Source organism: Pseudomonas sp. PS01303 (assembly GCF_029959385.1).
Classification (GTDB): domain Bacteria; phylum Pseudomonadota; class Gammaproteobacteria; order Pseudomonadales; family Pseudomonadaceae; genus Aquipseudomonas; species Aquipseudomonas rustica.
The window spans coordinates 1-16,634 of the sequence record NZ_JASCPK010000131.1 but is presented as its reverse complement, the minus strand read 5'-3'; the positions used below and the strand labels follow the sequence as shown (position 1 = coordinate 16,634).

General features: G+C 57.8%; 14 protein-coding genes. 7 read left to right on the top strand and 7 right to left on the bottom strand.

Annotated features, from left to right (window positions below; genetic code table 11):
• Positions 1-90: 90 nt before the first annotated feature.
• A complete protein-coding gene (locus tag QMX93_RS24630) occupies positions 91-975 on the bottom strand; it encodes a helix-turn-helix domain-containing protein (RefSeq protein WP_053123335.1) in 885 nt (294 codons plus the stop codon).
• A 178-nt stretch (positions 976-1,153) separates the two neighbouring features.
• Here QMX93_RS24630 and pobA point away from each other — a divergent pair, with 178 nt between their 5' ends.
• Both pobA and QMX93_RS24620 read left to right on the top strand, forming a co-directional pair.
• The gene (gene pobA, locus QMX93_RS24625; RefSeq protein ID WP_282358275.1) at positions 1,154-2,347 is read left to right on the top strand and encodes a 4-hydroxybenzoate 3-monooxygenase; all 1,194 of its coding nucleotides are present in this window, start codon (positions 1,154-1,156) and stop codon (positions 2,345-2,347) included.
• 79 nt (positions 2,348-2,426) lie between these two features.
• The gene (locus tag QMX93_RS24620; protein ID WP_282358274.1) at positions 2,427-3,944 is read left to right on the top strand and encodes an MDR family MFS transporter; all 1,518 of its coding nucleotides are present in this window, start codon (positions 2,427-2,429) and stop codon (positions 3,942-3,944) included.
• Between the two features lie 84 nt (positions 3,945-4,028).
• Here QMX93_RS24620 and QMX93_RS24615 read toward each other — a convergent pair whose 3' ends face one another.
• From QMX93_RS24615 to QMX93_RS24600, 4 genes are all read right to left on the bottom strand, one after another.
• Positions 4,029-4,877, bottom strand: a complete 849-nt coding sequence (locus QMX93_RS24615; RefSeq protein WP_282358273.1) for a cache domain-containing protein — start codon at positions 4,875-4,877, stop codon at positions 4,029-4,031.
• Between the two features lie 261 nt (positions 4,878-5,138).
• Positions 5,139-5,993, bottom strand: coding sequence for an ATPase (locus tag QMX93_RS24610; RefSeq protein ID WP_282358272.1), 855 nt, complete (start codon positions 5,991-5,993; stop codon positions 5,139-5,141).
• 116 nt (positions 5,994-6,109) lie between these two features.
• Positions 6,110-7,102 (bottom strand): NAD(P)-dependent oxidoreductase, encoded by a 993-nt coding sequence (locus QMX93_RS24605; RefSeq protein WP_282358271.1) that lies wholly within the window; start codon positions 7,100-7,102, stop codon positions 6,110-6,112.
• Between the two features lie 97 nt (positions 7,103-7,199).
• A complete protein-coding gene (locus QMX93_RS24600; protein WP_053123347.1) occupies positions 7,200-8,099 on the bottom strand; it encodes a LysR family transcriptional regulator ArgP in 900 nt (299 codons plus the stop codon).
• A gap of 96 nt (positions 8,100-8,195) precedes the next feature.
• On the opposite strand from QMX93_RS24600, the gene QMX93_RS24595 reads away from it, so the two are divergent.
• From QMX93_RS24595 to QMX93_RS24585, 3 genes are all read left to right on the top strand, one after another.
• A complete protein-coding gene (locus tag QMX93_RS24595; protein ID WP_282358270.1) occupies positions 8,196-8,597 on the top strand; it encodes an ACT domain-containing protein in 402 nt (133 codons plus the stop codon).
• A 5-nt stretch (positions 8,598-8,602) separates the two neighbouring features.
• The gene (locus tag QMX93_RS24590) at positions 8,603-9,205 is read left to right on the top strand and encodes a LysE/ArgO family amino acid transporter (protein ID WP_158953292.1); all 603 of its coding nucleotides are present in this window, start codon (positions 8,603-8,605) and stop codon (positions 9,203-9,205) included.
• Between the two features lie 176 nt (positions 9,206-9,381).
• Entirely contained in the window at positions 9,382-9,978 is a 597-nt protein-coding gene (locus QMX93_RS24585; RefSeq protein WP_282358267.1) for a Fe-Mn family superoxide dismutase, read from the top strand.
• A gap of 68 nt (positions 9,979-10,046) precedes the next feature.
• Here the strand turns inward: QMX93_RS24585 and QMX93_RS24580 are convergent, their stop codons facing one another.
• Both QMX93_RS24580 and QMX93_RS24575 read right to left on the bottom strand, forming a co-directional pair.
• Positions 10,047-10,841 (bottom strand): hypothetical protein, encoded by a 795-nt coding sequence (locus tag QMX93_RS24580; RefSeq protein WP_282358266.1) that lies wholly within the window; start codon positions 10,839-10,841, stop codon positions 10,047-10,049.
• A 109-nt stretch (positions 10,842-10,950) separates the two neighbouring features.
• Positions 10,951-12,330: a hypothetical protein gene (locus tag QMX93_RS24575; protein ID WP_282358265.1), complete on the bottom strand. Its 1,380-nt coding sequence runs from the start codon at positions 12,328-12,330 to the stop codon at positions 10,951-10,953.
• Between the two features lie 443 nt (positions 12,331-12,773).
• Here QMX93_RS24575 and QMX93_RS24570 point away from each other — a divergent pair, with 443 nt between their 5' ends.
• Both QMX93_RS24570 and QMX93_RS24565 read left to right on the top strand, forming a co-directional pair.
• Positions 12,774-14,825, top strand: coding sequence for a bifunctional diguanylate cyclase/phosphodiesterase (locus QMX93_RS24570; RefSeq protein WP_053123358.1), 2,052 nt, complete (start codon positions 12,774-12,776; stop codon positions 14,823-14,825).
• 219 nt (positions 14,826-15,044) lie between these two features.
• Positions 15,045-16,391: an imelysin family protein gene (locus QMX93_RS24565; RefSeq protein WP_053123360.1), complete on the top strand. Its 1,347-nt coding sequence runs from the start codon at positions 15,045-15,047 to the stop codon at positions 16,389-16,391.
• Positions 16,392-16,634: the final 243 nt, after the last annotated feature.

Here is a 16,634-nt window from a genome sequence, read left to right as displayed (position 1 = left end):
CGATAGCGGTGTGTCATTCAGATAAATTTTGACTGAAACACCGCTATCGCGAGCAGGCTCACTCCTACAGGGGGTTGTGGTGTTTTCGGGTTACTGCTCGGTCTTCAAGCGATCGCGGAAGGCCTTTGGCGATATCCCCACCCGGCGCCGGAACAGGCGCGTGAAGTTGGTCGGATCGGAGAACCCCAACAACTCCGACATCTCATAAATGGTCATGCTGGTGTACGTCAGCAAGCGCTTGGCTTCCAGCAACTGACGCTCGTGCATGATCTGCAACGCCGGTTGCCCCGCCAATTCACGGCACGTGCCATTAAGGTGCGACACCGAGATCCCCAGCCGATGCGCCAGATCCTCGACCTTCACGTGCTGACGGTAAGTCTCTTCCACCAACTGAATAAACCCGTTCAGGTATTCGCGTTGACGCTGCGGCCGTTGACTCGCGTTATGCCGCACGATTGCCTGGCGACTGACCCAGACCATGATCACGCTGACCAGCGAATGCATGAGCATTTCCCGCGCCGGTTGATGGCCGTTGTACTCGGCCTGCAACGCGGTGAATAAACTGTTGAGGTAATCGCCGTCCTTGCCCGCCGGATAATTCTCGGTCTGCGCCAAAGCGTGCACCGAGTCGCCCAGTTGCGCCTGCAAATGGTTGATCAGCGGTGTGGCGAGGGTGACGATAAAGCCTTCAACGTCCTCGGAAAAACGAAAGCCATGCACCGATAACGGCGGCAGAACCTGGATTGCCGGGGTCTGCAACTGCGTGCGATGGCCTTCGATTTCAAGCTCTGCCTGACCTTTGAAAACGAAGAGTAACTGGCACAAATCGGCGTGGCGGTGGGGTTTGATTTCCCATTGATGTTCGCGACTGCGGGAGGAAATGGTTTCACAGTGCAGCAAGTCAGGGGTCGGCCAATCCAGGCTTTCACCGTAGAGCTTGAACACTGGAATCGAAGGCAGGTCAGGCTTGTTCATCACTTCAATCCAGGCCTCGAGGTTTGCGGGCGATAATCGCACCGATTGGCAGAATGTACAGGTATCGGCTCAGTTTTCACCTTCAATTGACAGACCCGCAAGGGAAAAATGCAAGCACTCGATCCATAAAAATAAATCAGCGGCGATTGTCGCGCGAAGCTTGCGAGTCATAAAAACAATGAAAACGCTGAAAACCCAAGTTGCCATCATCGGCGCCGGCCCGTCCGGTTTGCTCCTCGGCCAGTTGCTGCACAACGCCGGCATCGACACCCTCATCCTCGAACGTCAGACACCCGATTATGTGCTCAGCCGCATCCGCGCCGGCGTGCTTGAACAAGGCATGGTAGAGCTGTTGCGTCAGGCTGGGGTGAGTCAGCGCATGGACGCTGAAGGACTGATTCACGGCGGCTTCGAACTGGCGCTCGACGGGCGTCAGGTGCACATCGATCTGCACGCGTTGACCGGCGGCAAGACCGTAATGATCTACGGCCAGACCGAAGTCACTCGCGACCTGATGGCCGCTCGTCGGGAGGCTGGCGCGCAGACGATTTATTCTGCGAGCAATGTCGTTCCCCACGGCATGAAAAGCGACGAAGCTTTTGTCACTTTCGAAAAGGACGGAGAAACCTGGCGCGTCGATTGCGATTACATCGCCGGCTGCGATGGCTTCCATGGCGTGGCGCGGCAGTCGATTCCTGAGGATTGCCTGAAGGTGTTCGAACGGGTTTATCCGTTTGGCTGGCTGGGCATTCTCGCCGACACGCCGCCGGTGCATGACGAGTTGGTCTACGCCCGCCACGAACGCGGTTTTGCCTTGTGCAGCATGCGTTCGGCGACGCGCACGCGTTACTACTTGCAGGTGCCGGCAGAAGAAAACGTCGCGGACTGGAGCGATCAGCGCTTCTGGGATGAACTGAAAAACCGCCTGCCAGTTGCATTGGCCGAGAAACTGGTCACCGGCCCTTCGATCGAAAAAAGCATCGCGCCGCTGCGCAGTTTTGTCGTTGAACCAATGCAATACGGGCGGATGTTTCTGGTCGGCGACGCCGCGCACATCGTCCCGCCCACCGGCGCCAAAGGTCTGAATCTGGCGGCAAGCGATGTCAGCACATTGTTCAATATTCTGCTGAAGGTTTACCGCGATGGGCGTATCGACTTGCTGGAGAAATACTCGGAGATCTGCCTGCGCCGCGTGTGGAAAGCCGAGCGGTTTTCCTGGTGGATGACTTCGATGCTGCACCGTTTTGATGATCACGATGCGTTCAGTCAGCGCATCAGTGCCTCGGAACTGGACTACTTTGTCAGTTCAGAAGCGGGCCGAAAAACTATTGCAGAAAATTACGTCGGACTTCCTTATGAGGCTATCGAATAGCCTGCTACCGACTTACACTGGCGAGCATCCCCGCTCGCCTGACGAACTGCGGGACTCTCACTGCCCGCAGGTTTTGCCCGTGACCAATCTCAATCACCCCGAAACGCCCAGACCGGCCATTCGCAGCGTGCTGGTGGCGCTGATGATGGCGATCTTTCTCGGTGCGCTGGATCAGACCATCGTCGCTGTGTCGATGCCGGCCATCTCCGCCCAATTCAAGGACGTCAGCCTGCTGGCCTGGGTGATTTCCGGGTACATGGTGGCGATGACTGTGGCGGTGCCGATCTACGGCAAGCTCGGCGATCTGTACGGGCGACGCAAACTGATGCTGTTCGGTATGGGCCTGTTCACCCTGGCCTCGCTGTTCTGCGGCATGGCGCAAAGCATGGAACAACTGGTGCTGGCGCGGATCCTTCAGGGCATCGGCGCCGGCGGGATGATCTCGGTGAGTCAGGCGATCATCGGCGACATCGTCCCGCCGCGCGAACGCGGACGTTATCAGGGTTACTTCAGCAGCATGTACGCGGTGGCCAGCGTTGCCGGGCCGGTGCTTGGCGGCTACATGACCGAATACCTGTCGTGGCGTTGGGTGTTTCTGATCAACCTGCCGCTGGGGCTCGGCGCTTACTGGGTCGCGCACCGCAACTTGCGCGGGCTGCCGATTCCGCAGCGCAAACCGATCATCGATTATGTCGGCACCGTGCTGATGATCATCGGCCTGACTGCGCTGCTGTTGGGCATCACTCAAGTTGGACAAGGTCATTCGTGGCGCAGCGGCGAAGTGCTCGGGCTGTTTGCCTGCGCGGTCGTGGTGCTGGCGATTTTCGTCTGGCACGAACGTCGGGCGCGGGAGCCGTTGCTGCCGATGCACCTGTTCGCCAACCGCAATGCGTTGCTGTGCTGGTGCACGATTTTCTTCACCAGTTTTCAGGCGATTTCCTTGATCGTGCTGATGCCGTTGCGCTTTCAAAGCGTCACCGGCGCTGGCGCGGACAGTGCGGCGTTGCACTTGCTGCCGCTGGCGATGGGCCTGCCGATCGGTGCGTACTTCGCCGGTCGCCGCACATCGGTGACCGGGCGCTACAAACCGCAGATCTTGACCGGCGCGATACTCATGCCGATTGCCGTGCTGGGCATGGCCTTCAGTCCTCCGGAAGCGACGTTGATCAGTGGGTTATTCATGTTGCTCTGCGGGATTGCCAGCGGCATGCAGTTCCCGACCTCGCTGGTCGGCACGCAGAATTCGGTGGAACAGCGCGACATCGGCGTGGCCACCAGCACCACCAACCTGTTCCGCTCGCTGGGCGGCGCAGTAGGGGTGGCGTTGATGTCGGCGCTGCTGCTGGCGTTGTTGCAGGATTCGAGTTTCGCTCACTTGGCGAGCAGTTCGTTGATGAGTGAGGGGCACTCCGGGAATGTCTTGCTGGACGGCCTCAACGCGGCACCGGGGGATGCGCAGAATGCCTTGCGCGCGGAGTTGCTGGTGACGTTCCGGCATTTGTTGTGGGTGAGTGCGGCGGTGTCGTTGCTTGGATTGGCGGCGGCGATTGCCATGCCGAACAACCTGCTGCGCGGGCGCGAGCACGGCGCAAAATAACCGCAAAAGATCGCAGCCTTCGGCAGCTCCTACAAGGTGACGCGCCTCATGTAGGAGCTGCCGCAGGCTGCGATCTTTTGATCTTCAAGGGCTGTAGTAACCGACCGCGACGAGGAAATGCCCGACCTTTTTCAGGTAGGCATGCTTGTCCTCGATCTTGCCGGTCACCGGGTTTTTCCAGCGATACTCATACTCGCCTTCATCCTGCTTGCCGATCAGCGCCAGAATCGGCTCGCCCACCGGTTTGCCCTCCGGATCCTTGACCTTGCCGAAGTCGGTATTGATCAGCCGCAGATTGGTGCCGTGGGCAACATAGCGCTGGGTATTCAGGTCAACCACAAACACATACAGGTCATCCTGCAAATACCCGCCCTTGAGCGAATTGATCGCCGTCAGCGTGCCCTTCTCGTCTTTGCTCAGATCCGTCGCAGCTTTATCCAGCAGGGCTTTGGCTTGCTCTGCGGAGGCGCGTGGCAGGTAATAACCGACCGCCAGAATCCGCTGACCGATGCGCTGATAGAACACGTGTTTGCGCTCGACCTTGCCGTCAGACCAATTCTGCCAGCGGTATTCGGCTTGCTGAATGCCATTGCCTTCCGGCACCAGCAACGCCTGCTTGAAGGCTTTCTGCAAATCCGGCCCGAGCACTTCGCTGACATCACGGCCAATCAGCGCTGACGACGGCCCACCGCTGGCGAGCATCACGCCTTTGGTGTCGACCACAAACACGTAGCGATCCTTGTCGACAAACTCGCCCTGACGACTGAAGGCCGCGAAGGCCTTGTCGCCGTTGTCGTGGTAGTAAGCGAGCGCTTTTTCCAGCAGGGCGATGGCCGCCTGACTGTCATCTTTTGCGGCGGTCGCGGCGCTGGCCTGACCGAACCCGGTCAGTATCAGCAAACAGAGCCAGGCGAATTTTTGCACAAACCCCATGACGCATCCCTCGTTCTTGTTGGTGTTTCAAGAGCGTAGACGGGTTGCGCGGATGTATGGATATTCAGAATGATGCAGGGGATTGCAAAGCCCTGTGGCTAAACGCGTCCCTGTGGCGAGGGGATTCATCCCCGATGGGTTGCGAAGCAGCCCCAAAAACTGAGCAATCGGTATTGCTGAAGAAATGCAGGGGAGCGCTTCGCACTCCATCGGGGATAAATCCCCTCACCACAAAGACTCCCCCGTATTAAGTGATCTGAGTTATGGCCGAGAATTGATCTGCTGCTGCAAGTTCTGGATCTGCGCCTGCAAGGTGTTGATGGTGCGGGTCATCTGCCCGCGGAACGCGTCGAACTCGGCGGTATTACCGCCGCCCTGTGGCGCTGCCGGGCGATTGTCCTGCTCGCTTTTGAGCACAACGATGTCCTGTTCCAGACGCTCGATGGCCGCGCTCGGATTGCCTTGCTTCTTCAACGCCGCGATATCAGCGCTGAGGCTCTTGAACTGCGCATCGAAGGCCTTCAACTGCGTATCGACCTTGCTGGTGTCCGCCGGTGTGCTTTTCACTGTCGCCAGTTCTGCGCTCAGGGCTTTGACCTGCGCCTGCAACTGGGTATTGGCGGTCTGCTGTTCGGTGGTCTGCGCGGTCATCTGCGCCAGACGCTTGTCCAGATCACTGGCCTGCCCCGCGACGCCTTGCTGCTGTTTGTTCTGATCGAGCAGTTTTTCTTCGAGTTGCTTGATCTGCAACTTCAAGGCTTCGCTGTCGCTGGTGACGTTGCTCTGGCTGGCGACGACTTTGCCGGAAATATCCTGCAAGCGCCCCGCCGCTTCTTCACTGATCCGCGCGAAGCTTTCCTGAGTCGCGACCAGTTGCTGCTCCATCAAGGAAATCTGCTGAAAGCTCCACCAGGCCAGGCCGATGAAAGCAAAAAACAACGCGCCGACCAAAGCCCAGAGCGGCCCGGTGCTGGCGGCTTTGACCTTGACCACTGGCGCTGTGCGCGAATGCACGGTGGTGCGGGCGGTGGTCGGAATGTCATCGTCGTCGAAGGTGTCGGCACGCAGGCTCGGCACATCATCGAAATCGTCGTGGGCATCATTACGCATGGACATTGAGGCAACCTTTGTAAAACGCGGTGATGGCTAAATGCTGCGAAGTATAACCCGCTCAGCCGCAGGCATTGACCCTCGACCGAGGGCGCGGTTCAGTGCTGGCCGACCAAGTGAGCTCAACGAATGTCCTGGGCTTTCCACCAGCCGCAGAACTCATCGAGCGCCGTCCACAGGCTGACTTGCGGATCGTAGTCCAGATAATGCCGCGCGCGGCTGATGTCGAGGGTGAAATTTTTCTTCATCACCTGCATGCCCAAACGCGACAGCGTCGGCTCCGGGCGCCCCGGCCAGAGTTTGCACGCGCCTTCATTCAGCGCCGCGACGCTGTAGGCCAGCCCGTAGGAACGGTACTTGGTGACCTGTGGGACTTCCATCTTGCGCATCACGTAATTGACCACATCCCACAACGGCACGGGCGCGCCATTGCTGATGTTGTAGGCCTTGCCCAGCGCCGAACCGGCGGCGAGCAGACTGCTGAGCATCGCTTCGTTGAGGTTCTGCACACTGGTGAAATCGACTTTATTCAGGCCGTTGCCGATGATCGCCAGACGGCCCTTGCGTTGCATGTTCAGCAGACGCGGGAAGATGCTCATGTCGCCGGCGCCAGTGACGAAACGCGGGCGCAGGGCGATGGTTTCCAGCCCAAATTCCTGAGCGCCAAAAACCTTTTGTTCGGCCAGATACTTGGTCGCGGCGTAATGATGTTTGAAACGCTTGGGCACTTGCTCTTCGGTCAGGTTGAGGTGGTCGCGGCCGTCGAAATAGATCGACGGCGACGACAGGTGCACCAGCCGCCGGACGCGCTGCTTCAGGCAGGCTTCGACGATGTTATCTGTGACCTGCACGTTGCCCTGATGAAAGTCCTGATAGCGCCCCCACAGCCCGACGGCCCCGGCGCAGTGCACCACGGCTTCGACATCGCTGCAGAGTTCGCGCGCCAGCTCGGCATCGCTCAGATCGCCAGGCACAAACTCGGCGCCACGGCGTACCAGATGCTCGACGCTTTCGGCCCGGCGCCCGTTGACCCGCACGTCCAGGCCCTGCTCCAGAGCGAAACGCGCAAAGCGTCCGCCAATGAAGCCGCTTGCGCCGGTGACCAGAATTTTCATGCACAACTCCAACAGAAAAGCAGCTGCGAGCGTCAAGCTTCGAGCTACAAGTAAAAACGGTGCGCAAGCCCACAACTTGCCGCTTGCAGCTTGACGCTTACAGCTGTTTCCAAGGCACTAGCCATTGTGCTGAAGCGCGCACCAATTGCTCGGTCAGTAAGCCGAGCAACTGACCGCCATTGCGCCAATGATGCCAGTACAGCGGCACGTCGATCGGTTTATCTGGCAACAGTTCGCGCAATTCGCCGCGTTGCAGTTGCTCGCGCACTTGCAGCTCCGGCACCAGTCCCCAACCCAATCCGGCTTCGGTCAGACGGATAAAACCTTCCGAAGACGGACACAAATGGTGCTCGAATCCGCCGTCGACACCCAGCGACGCCAAATAGCGATGCTGAAGAAAATCGTCCGGGCCGAACACCAGCGCCGGGGTGCGCGGCAGTTGCTCGGCGCGCACGCCATCGGGGAAATGCCGCTCGATAAACGCCGGGCTGGCCAGCGCGCGATAACGCATCGCGCCGAGCAACACGCTACGCGCACCCGCCACCGGTCGTTCGCTGGCGCACAAGCACGCGGCCACTTCACCGGCACGCATGCGTTTAAGGCCGACGGTCTGGTCTTCGACGATCAGATCCAGCAATAAATGTTGCTCGGCGCAGAAATCGCCGACTGCCTGCGCCCACCACGTCGCGAGGCTGTCGGCGTTCAGCGCAATGCGCAGGCGCTCCGGCAACCCCTCTTCGTCCAAGGCTGGGACAAGGGTTTGCAGGTCGCGCTCAAGCAAACGCACCTGCTGCACATGGTTGAGCAAACGCCGGCCGATTTCCGTGGGCGACGGCGGCGTGCCGCGCACCAGCACCGGCTGGCCGACCCGCGCCTCCAGCAGTTTGATTCGTTGCGAGATCGCCGATTGCGACAACCCGAGAATCTGCGCGGCGCGCTCGAATCCGGCTTGCTCAACCACGGCGGCCAGAGCAGACAGCAATTTGTAGTCGAACATCAGTTTTCCTAATGAGCGATCAGCACTATTGGTTTTTCTTATACAGGTTTCGCCCGGAGAATAGCCAGCAAGCACTCTTTATCAAGGAACACTGCAATGGCTGGCGAAACCTCCCTCACAACCTTGTTGCGCAGCATGAGCCCGCAACTCAACGCCGGCGAATACGTGTTCTGCACCCTGCGCGACAACAAATTGCCGGAAGGTCTGGAGACCGTCGGCAGCTTCCGCGAGCAGGAAGGTCTGACGGTGATTCTCGAACGTTCCCACGCTGAACAGGCTGGTTTCAGCTTCGACTACGTCGCCGCGTGGATCACCCTCAACGTGCATTCAGCGCTGCAAGCCATCGGCCTCACCGCCGCGTTCGCCACGGCATTGGGCAAGGCCGGGATCAGTTGCAACGTGATTGCCGGCTACTACCACGATCATTTGTTTGTCGGTCAGGCCGACGCCGAACGCGCGATGCAAGTGCTGCGCGATCTGGCGGCCAACGCGGAGTAATTGTTATGTGGCAAAGCTATGTGAACGGCCTGCTGGTGGCGTTCGGGCTGATCATGGCGATCGGCACGCAAAACGCGTTTGTATTGGCGCAGAGCCTGCGTCGCGAGCATCACTTGCCAGTGGCGGCATTGTGCGTGGTGTGCGATGCGCTGCTGGTCGCCGCTGGCGTGTTCGGCTTGGCGACGATTCTGGCGCAGAACCCGACGCTGCTGGCGATCGCCCGTTGGGGCGGCGCGACGTTTTTGATCTGGTACGGCAGCCAGGCGCTGCGCCGGGCGTGCTCGAAACAGAGCATGAATCAGGGCGAGAATCAGACCGTGCGTTCGCTGCGTGCGGTGATGCTCAGCGCGTTGGCGGTGACGTTACTCAACCCGCACGTTTATCTGGATACGGTTTTACTGATCGGTTCGCTGGGCGCGCAGCAATCGGTGCCAGGCGCTTATGTGGTCGGTGCTGCGAGTGCTTCGCTGTTGTGGTTTTTCACCTTGGCGCTCGGCGCAGCATGGCTGGCACCGTGGTTGGCACGGCCGAGCACGTGGCGAATTCTCGATCTGGTGGTGGCGTTGATGATGTTCACGGTGGCCGGGCAATTAATTATCGCCAGCTGATTTATTCCAAAAGGCTCTGGAACCTCTATCCCACACAGTTGTTGCGTGGTTATGGCGCAACCCCGGTGCTATGATCCAACCCCTGCGCCGCAAAGAGTAAAAACTCGCCGGTGCATTTCTGGCCGCCCGTGATCGGCCTTGCGCTCACCGCAACAGACCTGATTAGGAGAATCATCATGGCTTTCGAATTGCCGCCGCTGCCTTACGCACACGATGCCCTGCAGCCGCACATTTCCAAGGAAACCCTGGAATACCACCACGACAAGCACCACAACACCTACGTCGTGAACCTGAACAACCTGGTGCCAGGCACCGAGTTCGAAGGCAAGACCCTGGAAGAAATCGTCAAGACTTCCTCGGGCGGTATCTTCAACAACGCCGCTCAGGTCTGGAACCACACTTTCTACTGGAACTGCCTGGCACCAAACGCCGGCGGTCAACCAACCGGCGCGCTGGCTGAAGCCATCAACGCAGCTTTCGGTTCGTTCGACAAGTTCAAGGAAGAGTTCAGCAAAACCTCGATCGGCACCTTCGGTTCCGGTTGGGGCTGGCTGTTGAAAAAGGCTGACGGTTCCCTGGCCCTGGCCAGCACCATCGGCGCCGGCAACCCGCTGACCAGCGGCGACATCCCGCTGCTGACCTGCGACGTCTGGGAACACGCTTACTACATCGACTACCGCAACGTTCGTCCTAAGTACGTCGAAGCGTTCTGGAACCTGGTCAACTGGAAGTTCGTTGCTGAGCAGTTCGAAGGCAAAACCTTCACCGCTTAAGCTGCGCGCCAGTCAAAAAACCCGGCTTCGGCCGGGTTTTTTTATGCCTGTGATTTGCGGCAGCAGTATCAGGCAAATACTCCAAAAGTTTTCCCACCGAGGTGGATGACCAAAAATCCAAGAAAAGAATAAGCAATTATTTGCGCAGGAATAACAACCAGGCGTCGTAGATGCGAGGGGAAAGCAGCGATCTCATCCATCGCATAGGGATCACTTTTTGACAAAAAATCATCGTCGATTAAAAGCATCTGTGAAATGTGAGACAAACGACAGTAGCGACCGTAGACGCCGTTTCCCAACACTCGTTGATTGCGAGCGACGAAGTACGATGTTTTCAGGAGAGACTCAAGCTGCGCCAGTCTGAAAAAGCTGATCCATACTTTTGCAAATACAGCGATCAGGCCCAAGGAAAAACAGGCAATTAACCCGGCAACACCGATTAATTGCAGATCACTCGCTGGTCTGGAAAGAGTCACGCATATCCAACCAGTACTCAACCAAAGCAAGAGTAACCCGCCACCGATCACACTCAGCTGGAAGAGGTAGTCTGGAATTCTCACCCACTTTTTCAGATGCTCCGGGATAATTTCTGCTTCCATGACTGCATGCGGATCCAGCATTTGAAAATGGGTCAAACGGCCCGTCAATGTCCCTATTTCTCTGACTCTTCTCATTCGCCCAAATGGGCCGTTTCCAAATATTCTGCTATTAATGCCCACAATGTGGGAGGCAATGAAATGGTCTTCCATCTGATCCAGCCGGAAATAGGCGGCGAACAACACGAATGCCCCGCTGAGGAAGAAAAGCAGAAGTACCACGGCCCATGAATAGAGATAGACGAGATCAAAATGTGGGGCGATCACGATGGATCCTTAACGTTGATTCCCAGCATCCAGGACCCTTTAGCAAGAAGTACTTGGCTCAATTTAAGAAGTGAAGTGGTGGGCAAGCTTAAAATTCGGTAGAAGCTCATTATTCGTTCATCTCGTATAGTTTTTCGCCGAGAAGTTCCCCTGTCTGGCTACCCCCATCTCCTATTTGCGCTGCGAGCATGCCACTTACAACCAACATGCAAGCGACTCCTCCTGCTCCGGCGGTTCCTACGCCTATCGCGACACATGTCATCGGAGCAATGGTTGTCGCTAACTTGCCCGCTAGTATTCCGCCTAGAACGTTTCCAGACAGCTTCGCTCCCTCTATGAATCTCGCCCTGCGACATTCCTCTTCGCGCCCGCTTCGGCACGCTTCGTGAATTTTCATCGCCGCAGATCCAGCTCCCAGACCAATTGCTACATAACCACCGGCTTTCATGTATTTCGATGCACGCGCCACGCCTTCAATATGTGTCGCATACCCCGGCAGTTGAGTTGATGCTCCAGCTTTGTTCCAGTTGTGCACGATTCTTTGCGTGGACAACCCTAGTGCGCGTTTAAGCTTCGGGTGATCCGGAATGCCTGTTGTCTTTCGAACCAACGTCCCCAAACCGACATCAAGCTTCTTCATCAGCCTTTTGCGTTGCGCAAAAAAACCCACGGAATGGAGATTGCCATACTGGCGGTATTGCTCGATGTGTAAGCGCTCCAGTTCTTTAAGCGTGTTATTGAGCGTTTCCATGTGCTGCCCCACCATGAACGATGCAACGCCCAATGCTCCGGAAGAAACACCCAAAAACGGCTCAATCACCTGATGATGCTCAACCATGAAAGAAGCTTCTTCATCCGTCAGATCCTTCAGCGCTTCATTCACCTTCTCCGCTGCCGCCATCATCTGCGCCTCTTCGCGTCGGCACATGTAGTTGCGCGAGTCACTGAAGATGACCATTTGCCCCGGTTTGACCTGTTCACTTAAATGACGGTTTAGCGAACGGAACTCGCGGCGCAATGCATCGCCAGGCGTCGTTTCATACAGCGCTCGCTCCAGCGCTTCGCGGCTCATGGGCTTCTGGACAATGTGAAAGCCCGACTCAGCCGGTGGCGGCAAGGTGTAGGCGTGGTCTTCCACCAGATGCTCGGCGGGTGGTGGTTCTGATTTGGGTTTGAAGGCGTTCCAGGAAGCACCGCTGTTATTCGCGACAACACGTGGTTTCACCACAACCCACTCACCATTACTGATGGCTTCGCCGAGTTTTCTCTGGTTGGCGCCTTGCAGGTAATTGGAATGATTGAGATTCATTACATTGAGCAGATTGTCGAAGCCCGGCAATTCATCTGGGCGGTTGAGTGCCTCTCGAAAGATGTCCATGGCTTGATGGGTGTCGAGTACCTGCTGGCCGTGGAGTTCGCGTTGAGGGATAAGTCTGGTCACGTCCGTGCACTGTTCTGCAAAACAGCGGACTTTGACGAGCGAACTCAAGCACGGATGCAGGCCGATTCCGCATTGTGCGTAGGGAAATTCCGACTTTTCTTTGGCGGGAGAGACTCGCTGAACTGTGGGGAAATCGAGCCCTTGATGACCGCGACTCATTGGCCGGATGGTATTTCAGATCAAAAGATCGCAGCCTTCGGCAGCTCCTACGTGAAAATGGCGTTTCTCCCACAGAAAATGCAGCCTCACGCCGCTTGCTGCCGTGGCGCAGAGGGCTAACATCAATCAAAGGAAAAATTGTCAGACAGCGCTCAAGTTGAGGGCCCCTACAACCGACACAGTACTAATCGGGCGAAGACGCCACAGAGCAGCATTTCGGCCAACGCCACGGGTAATTCATTCGGGGCCTGATTGTCCCTTTGACTGCCAACACGGGATTGCCAATACTCATGGCAACTTGACGCTACCCGCACGGATTAAGGAATAACCCTTTGAAGCTGGAACTCAAGAACAGCTTGTCGGTGAAGTTGCTCCGGGTCGTGCTCCTGTCGGCATTGATCGTCGGCGTGGTCTTGAGCTGCGCGCAGATCGTTTTCGATGCCTATAAAACACGTCAAGCGGTTGCCGGCGACGCCGAACGCATCCTCGACATGTTCCGCGACCCCTCGACCCAGGCGGTTTACAGCCTTGATCGGGAGATGGGCATGCAGGTGATCGAGGGCCTGTTCCAGGACGATGCCGTGCGCCAGGCCTCCATCGGTCATCCCAACGAAGCCATGCTCGCGCAGAAATCCCGCGACTTGCAGCATTCCAACAGCCGTTGGCTGACCGACCTGATCCTCGGTCAGGAGCGCACCTTCACCACGCAACTGGTGGGGCGCGGGCCCTATAGCGAGTATTACGGCGACTTGAGCATCACCCTCGACACTGCCACCTATGGCGAAGGTTTTATCGTCAGTTCGGTGATCATTTTCATCTCCGGCGTATTGCGTGCACTGGCCATGGGTCTGGTGCTGTATCTGGTTTATCACTGGCTACTGACCAAACCACTGTCGCGGATCATCGAGCACCTCACCGAGATCAACCCGGATCGCCCCAGCGAACACAAGATTCCGCAGCTCAAGGGCCATGAGAAAAACGAGCTGGGCCTCTGGATCAACACCGCTAACCAATTACTGGAATCGATCGAACGTAATACTCACCTGCGCCACGAAGCTGAAAACAGCCTGCTGCGCATGGCCCAGTACGACTTCCTCACGGGTTTGCCGAACCGTCAGCAATTGCAGCAGCAACTCGACAAAATCCTGGTCGACGCCGGCAAGCTGCAACGTCGCGTTGCGGTGTTGTGCGTAGGGCTGGACGATTTCAAAGGCATCAACGAACAATTCAGCTACCAGACCGGCGACCAACTGCTGCTGGCACTGGCCGATCGCTTGCGCGCCCACAGCGGCCGTCTCGGCGCCCTCGCCCGTTTGGGTGGCGACCAATTCGCGCTGGTACAGGCCGATATCGAACAGCCTTACGAAGCGGCGGAACTGGCGCAAAGCATTCTGGATGATCTGGAAGCGGCGTTCGCCCTCGACCATCAGGAAATCCGTCTGCGCGCGACCATCGGCATCACTCTGTTCCCGGAGGATGGCGACAGCACCGAGAAGCTGTTGCAGAAAGCCGAGCAGACCATGACCCTGGCCAAAACCCGCTCGCGCAACCGTTATCAGTTCTACATCGCCAGCGTCGACAGCGAGATGCGCCGTCGCCGCGAGCTGGAGAAAGATCTGCGCGATGCCTTGCTGCGCGATCAGTTCTACCTCGTCTATCAACCGCAGATCAGCTACCGCGATCACCGCGTGGTCGGCGTCGAAGCGCTGATTCGCTGGCAGCATCCGGAACACGGTCTGGTACCGCCGGATCTGTTTATTCCACTGGCGGAACAGAACGGCACGATCATCGCGATTGGCGAGTGGGTACTGGATCAGGCCTGCAAGCAATTGCGCGACTGGCACGATCAGGGTTTCGCCGACCTGCGCATGGCGGTGAACCTGTCCACCGTGCAATTGCACCACGCCGAGTTGCCGCGCGTGGTCAACAACCTGCTGCAGATGTACCGCTTGCCGCCGCGCAGTTTGGAACTGGAAGTCACCGAAACCGGCCTGATGGAAGACATCAGCACTGCTGCGCAACACTTGCTGAGCCTGCGCCGTTCCGGTGCGCTGATCGCCATCGACGACTTCGGTACCGGTTATTCATCGCTGAGTTATCTGAAAAGTCTGCCGCTGGACAAGATCAAGATCGATAAGAGCTTCGTCCAGGATCTGCTTGATGACGACGACGATGCGACCATCGTTCGCGCGATCATTCAGTTGGGCAAAAGCCTGGGCATGCAGGTGATTGCCGAGGGCGTGGAAACCGCCGAACAGGAAAGCTACATCATTTCCGAAGGCTGCCACGAAGGTCAGGGTTACTTCTACAGCAAGCCGCTGCCGGCGCGTGAGTTGAGCGTTTATCTCAAACAGGCGCAGCGCAGTAACGCAGCTATTTTATAAAGCAAAAGATCGCAGCCTTCGGCAGCTCCTACATTTGTAATGCGCTTCCCCTGTAGGAGCTGCCGCAGGCTGCGATCTTTTGATCTACACCAATCCCTGCGTAAATAAGAAATATTTCCAGCCACAACCCTTTACACATAATGCGAAAGATTTGCATTATGTCGCAGTTTTGCGCACCCCCGCGCCTGTCCCATAAACCACCGAAGCAGGATGTTCGCCATGATTCGTATGCCTCTGGCTACCGCCAGTCTGCTGGCCATCGCTATTTCCCTCGCCGGTTGCGGCGAAGGTAAAGACAAGGCCGCCGCACCGGCCACGCCGACTCCAGCCGCCAGCACCACCGCACCTGCGGCTGCTCCTGCCGCTGCCGGTAAAGTCGACGAAGCCGCCGCCAAGGCTGTGGTCGCGCACTACGCCGACATGGTCTTCGCCGTTTACAGCGATGCCGAATCTACCGCGAAAACCCTGCAAACCGCCGTCGACGCTTTCCTCGCCAAGCCGAACGCCGACACGCTGAAAGCCGCTCGCGAAGCCTGGATCGCTGCTCGCGTTCCTTACCTGCAGAGCGAAGTGTTCCGCTTCGGCAACACCATCATTGACGATTGGGAAGGTCAGGTTAACGCCTGGCCACTGGACGAGGGTCTGATCGACTACGTCGACAAATCCTACGAGCACGCACTGGGTAACCCGGGCGCGACCGCCAACATCATCGCCAACACTGAAATCCAGGTCGGCGAAGACAAGGTCGATGTCAAAGACATCACCCCGGAAAAACTCGCCAGCCTCAATGAGCTGGGCGGTTCCGAAGCCAACGTTGCAACTGGCTACCACGCCATCGAATTCCTGCTGTGGGGCCAGGACTTGAACGGCACCGGCCCTGGCGCTGGTAACCGTCCGGCTTCCGACTACCTCGAAGGCGCCGGCGCCACTGGCGGTCACAACGATCGTCGTCGCGCTTACCTGAAAGCCGTGACCCAACTGCTGGTCAGCGATCTGGAAGAAATGGTCGGTAACTGGAAGCCGAACGTGGCTGACAACTACCGCGCCACGCTGGAAGCCGAGCCAGGCGAAAGCGGCCTGCGCAAAATGTTGTTCGGCATGGGCAGCCTGTCGCTGGGTGAACTGGCGGGCGAGCGCATGAAGGTTTCCCTGGAAGCCAACTCGCCGGAAGACGAACACGACTGCTTCAGCGATAACACGCACAACTCGCAGTTCTACGATGCCAAGGGCATTCGTAACGTCTACCTGGGCGAATACACCCGCGTTGACGGCACCAAGATGACCGGCGCCAGCCTGTCGTCGCTGGTGGTCAAAGCCGACCCGGCTGCCGACACCGCGTTGAAAGCCGACCTGGCTGCTACCGAAGCGAAGATGCAGGTCATCGTTGATCACGCCAACAAGGGTGAGCACTACGACCAGTTGATCGCGGCCGGTAACACCGCTGGCAACCAGATCGTTCGCGACGCCATCGCATCGTTGGTCAAGCAGACCGGTTCGATCGAAGCCGCTGCCGGCAAACTGGGCATCAGCGACCTGAACCCGGACAACGCTGATCACGAGTTCTGATCACAGCGTCCGCGTCAAAAAAAGGCGACCTTCGGGTCGCCTTTTTCATCCCTGTCGTACACGGCCCATTGTAGGAGCTGCCGAAGGCTGCGATCTTTTGATTCTGTCTTTTTAAAAGCAAGGTCAAAAGATCGCAGCCTTCGGCAGCTCCTACAGGGTTTTGCATTTGCGCTGAATCAAGCAAACGATAATTCCTCTTATTCAAACCCCCTCGCCCTGTTAGACATTGCGCCTTTATTTTCG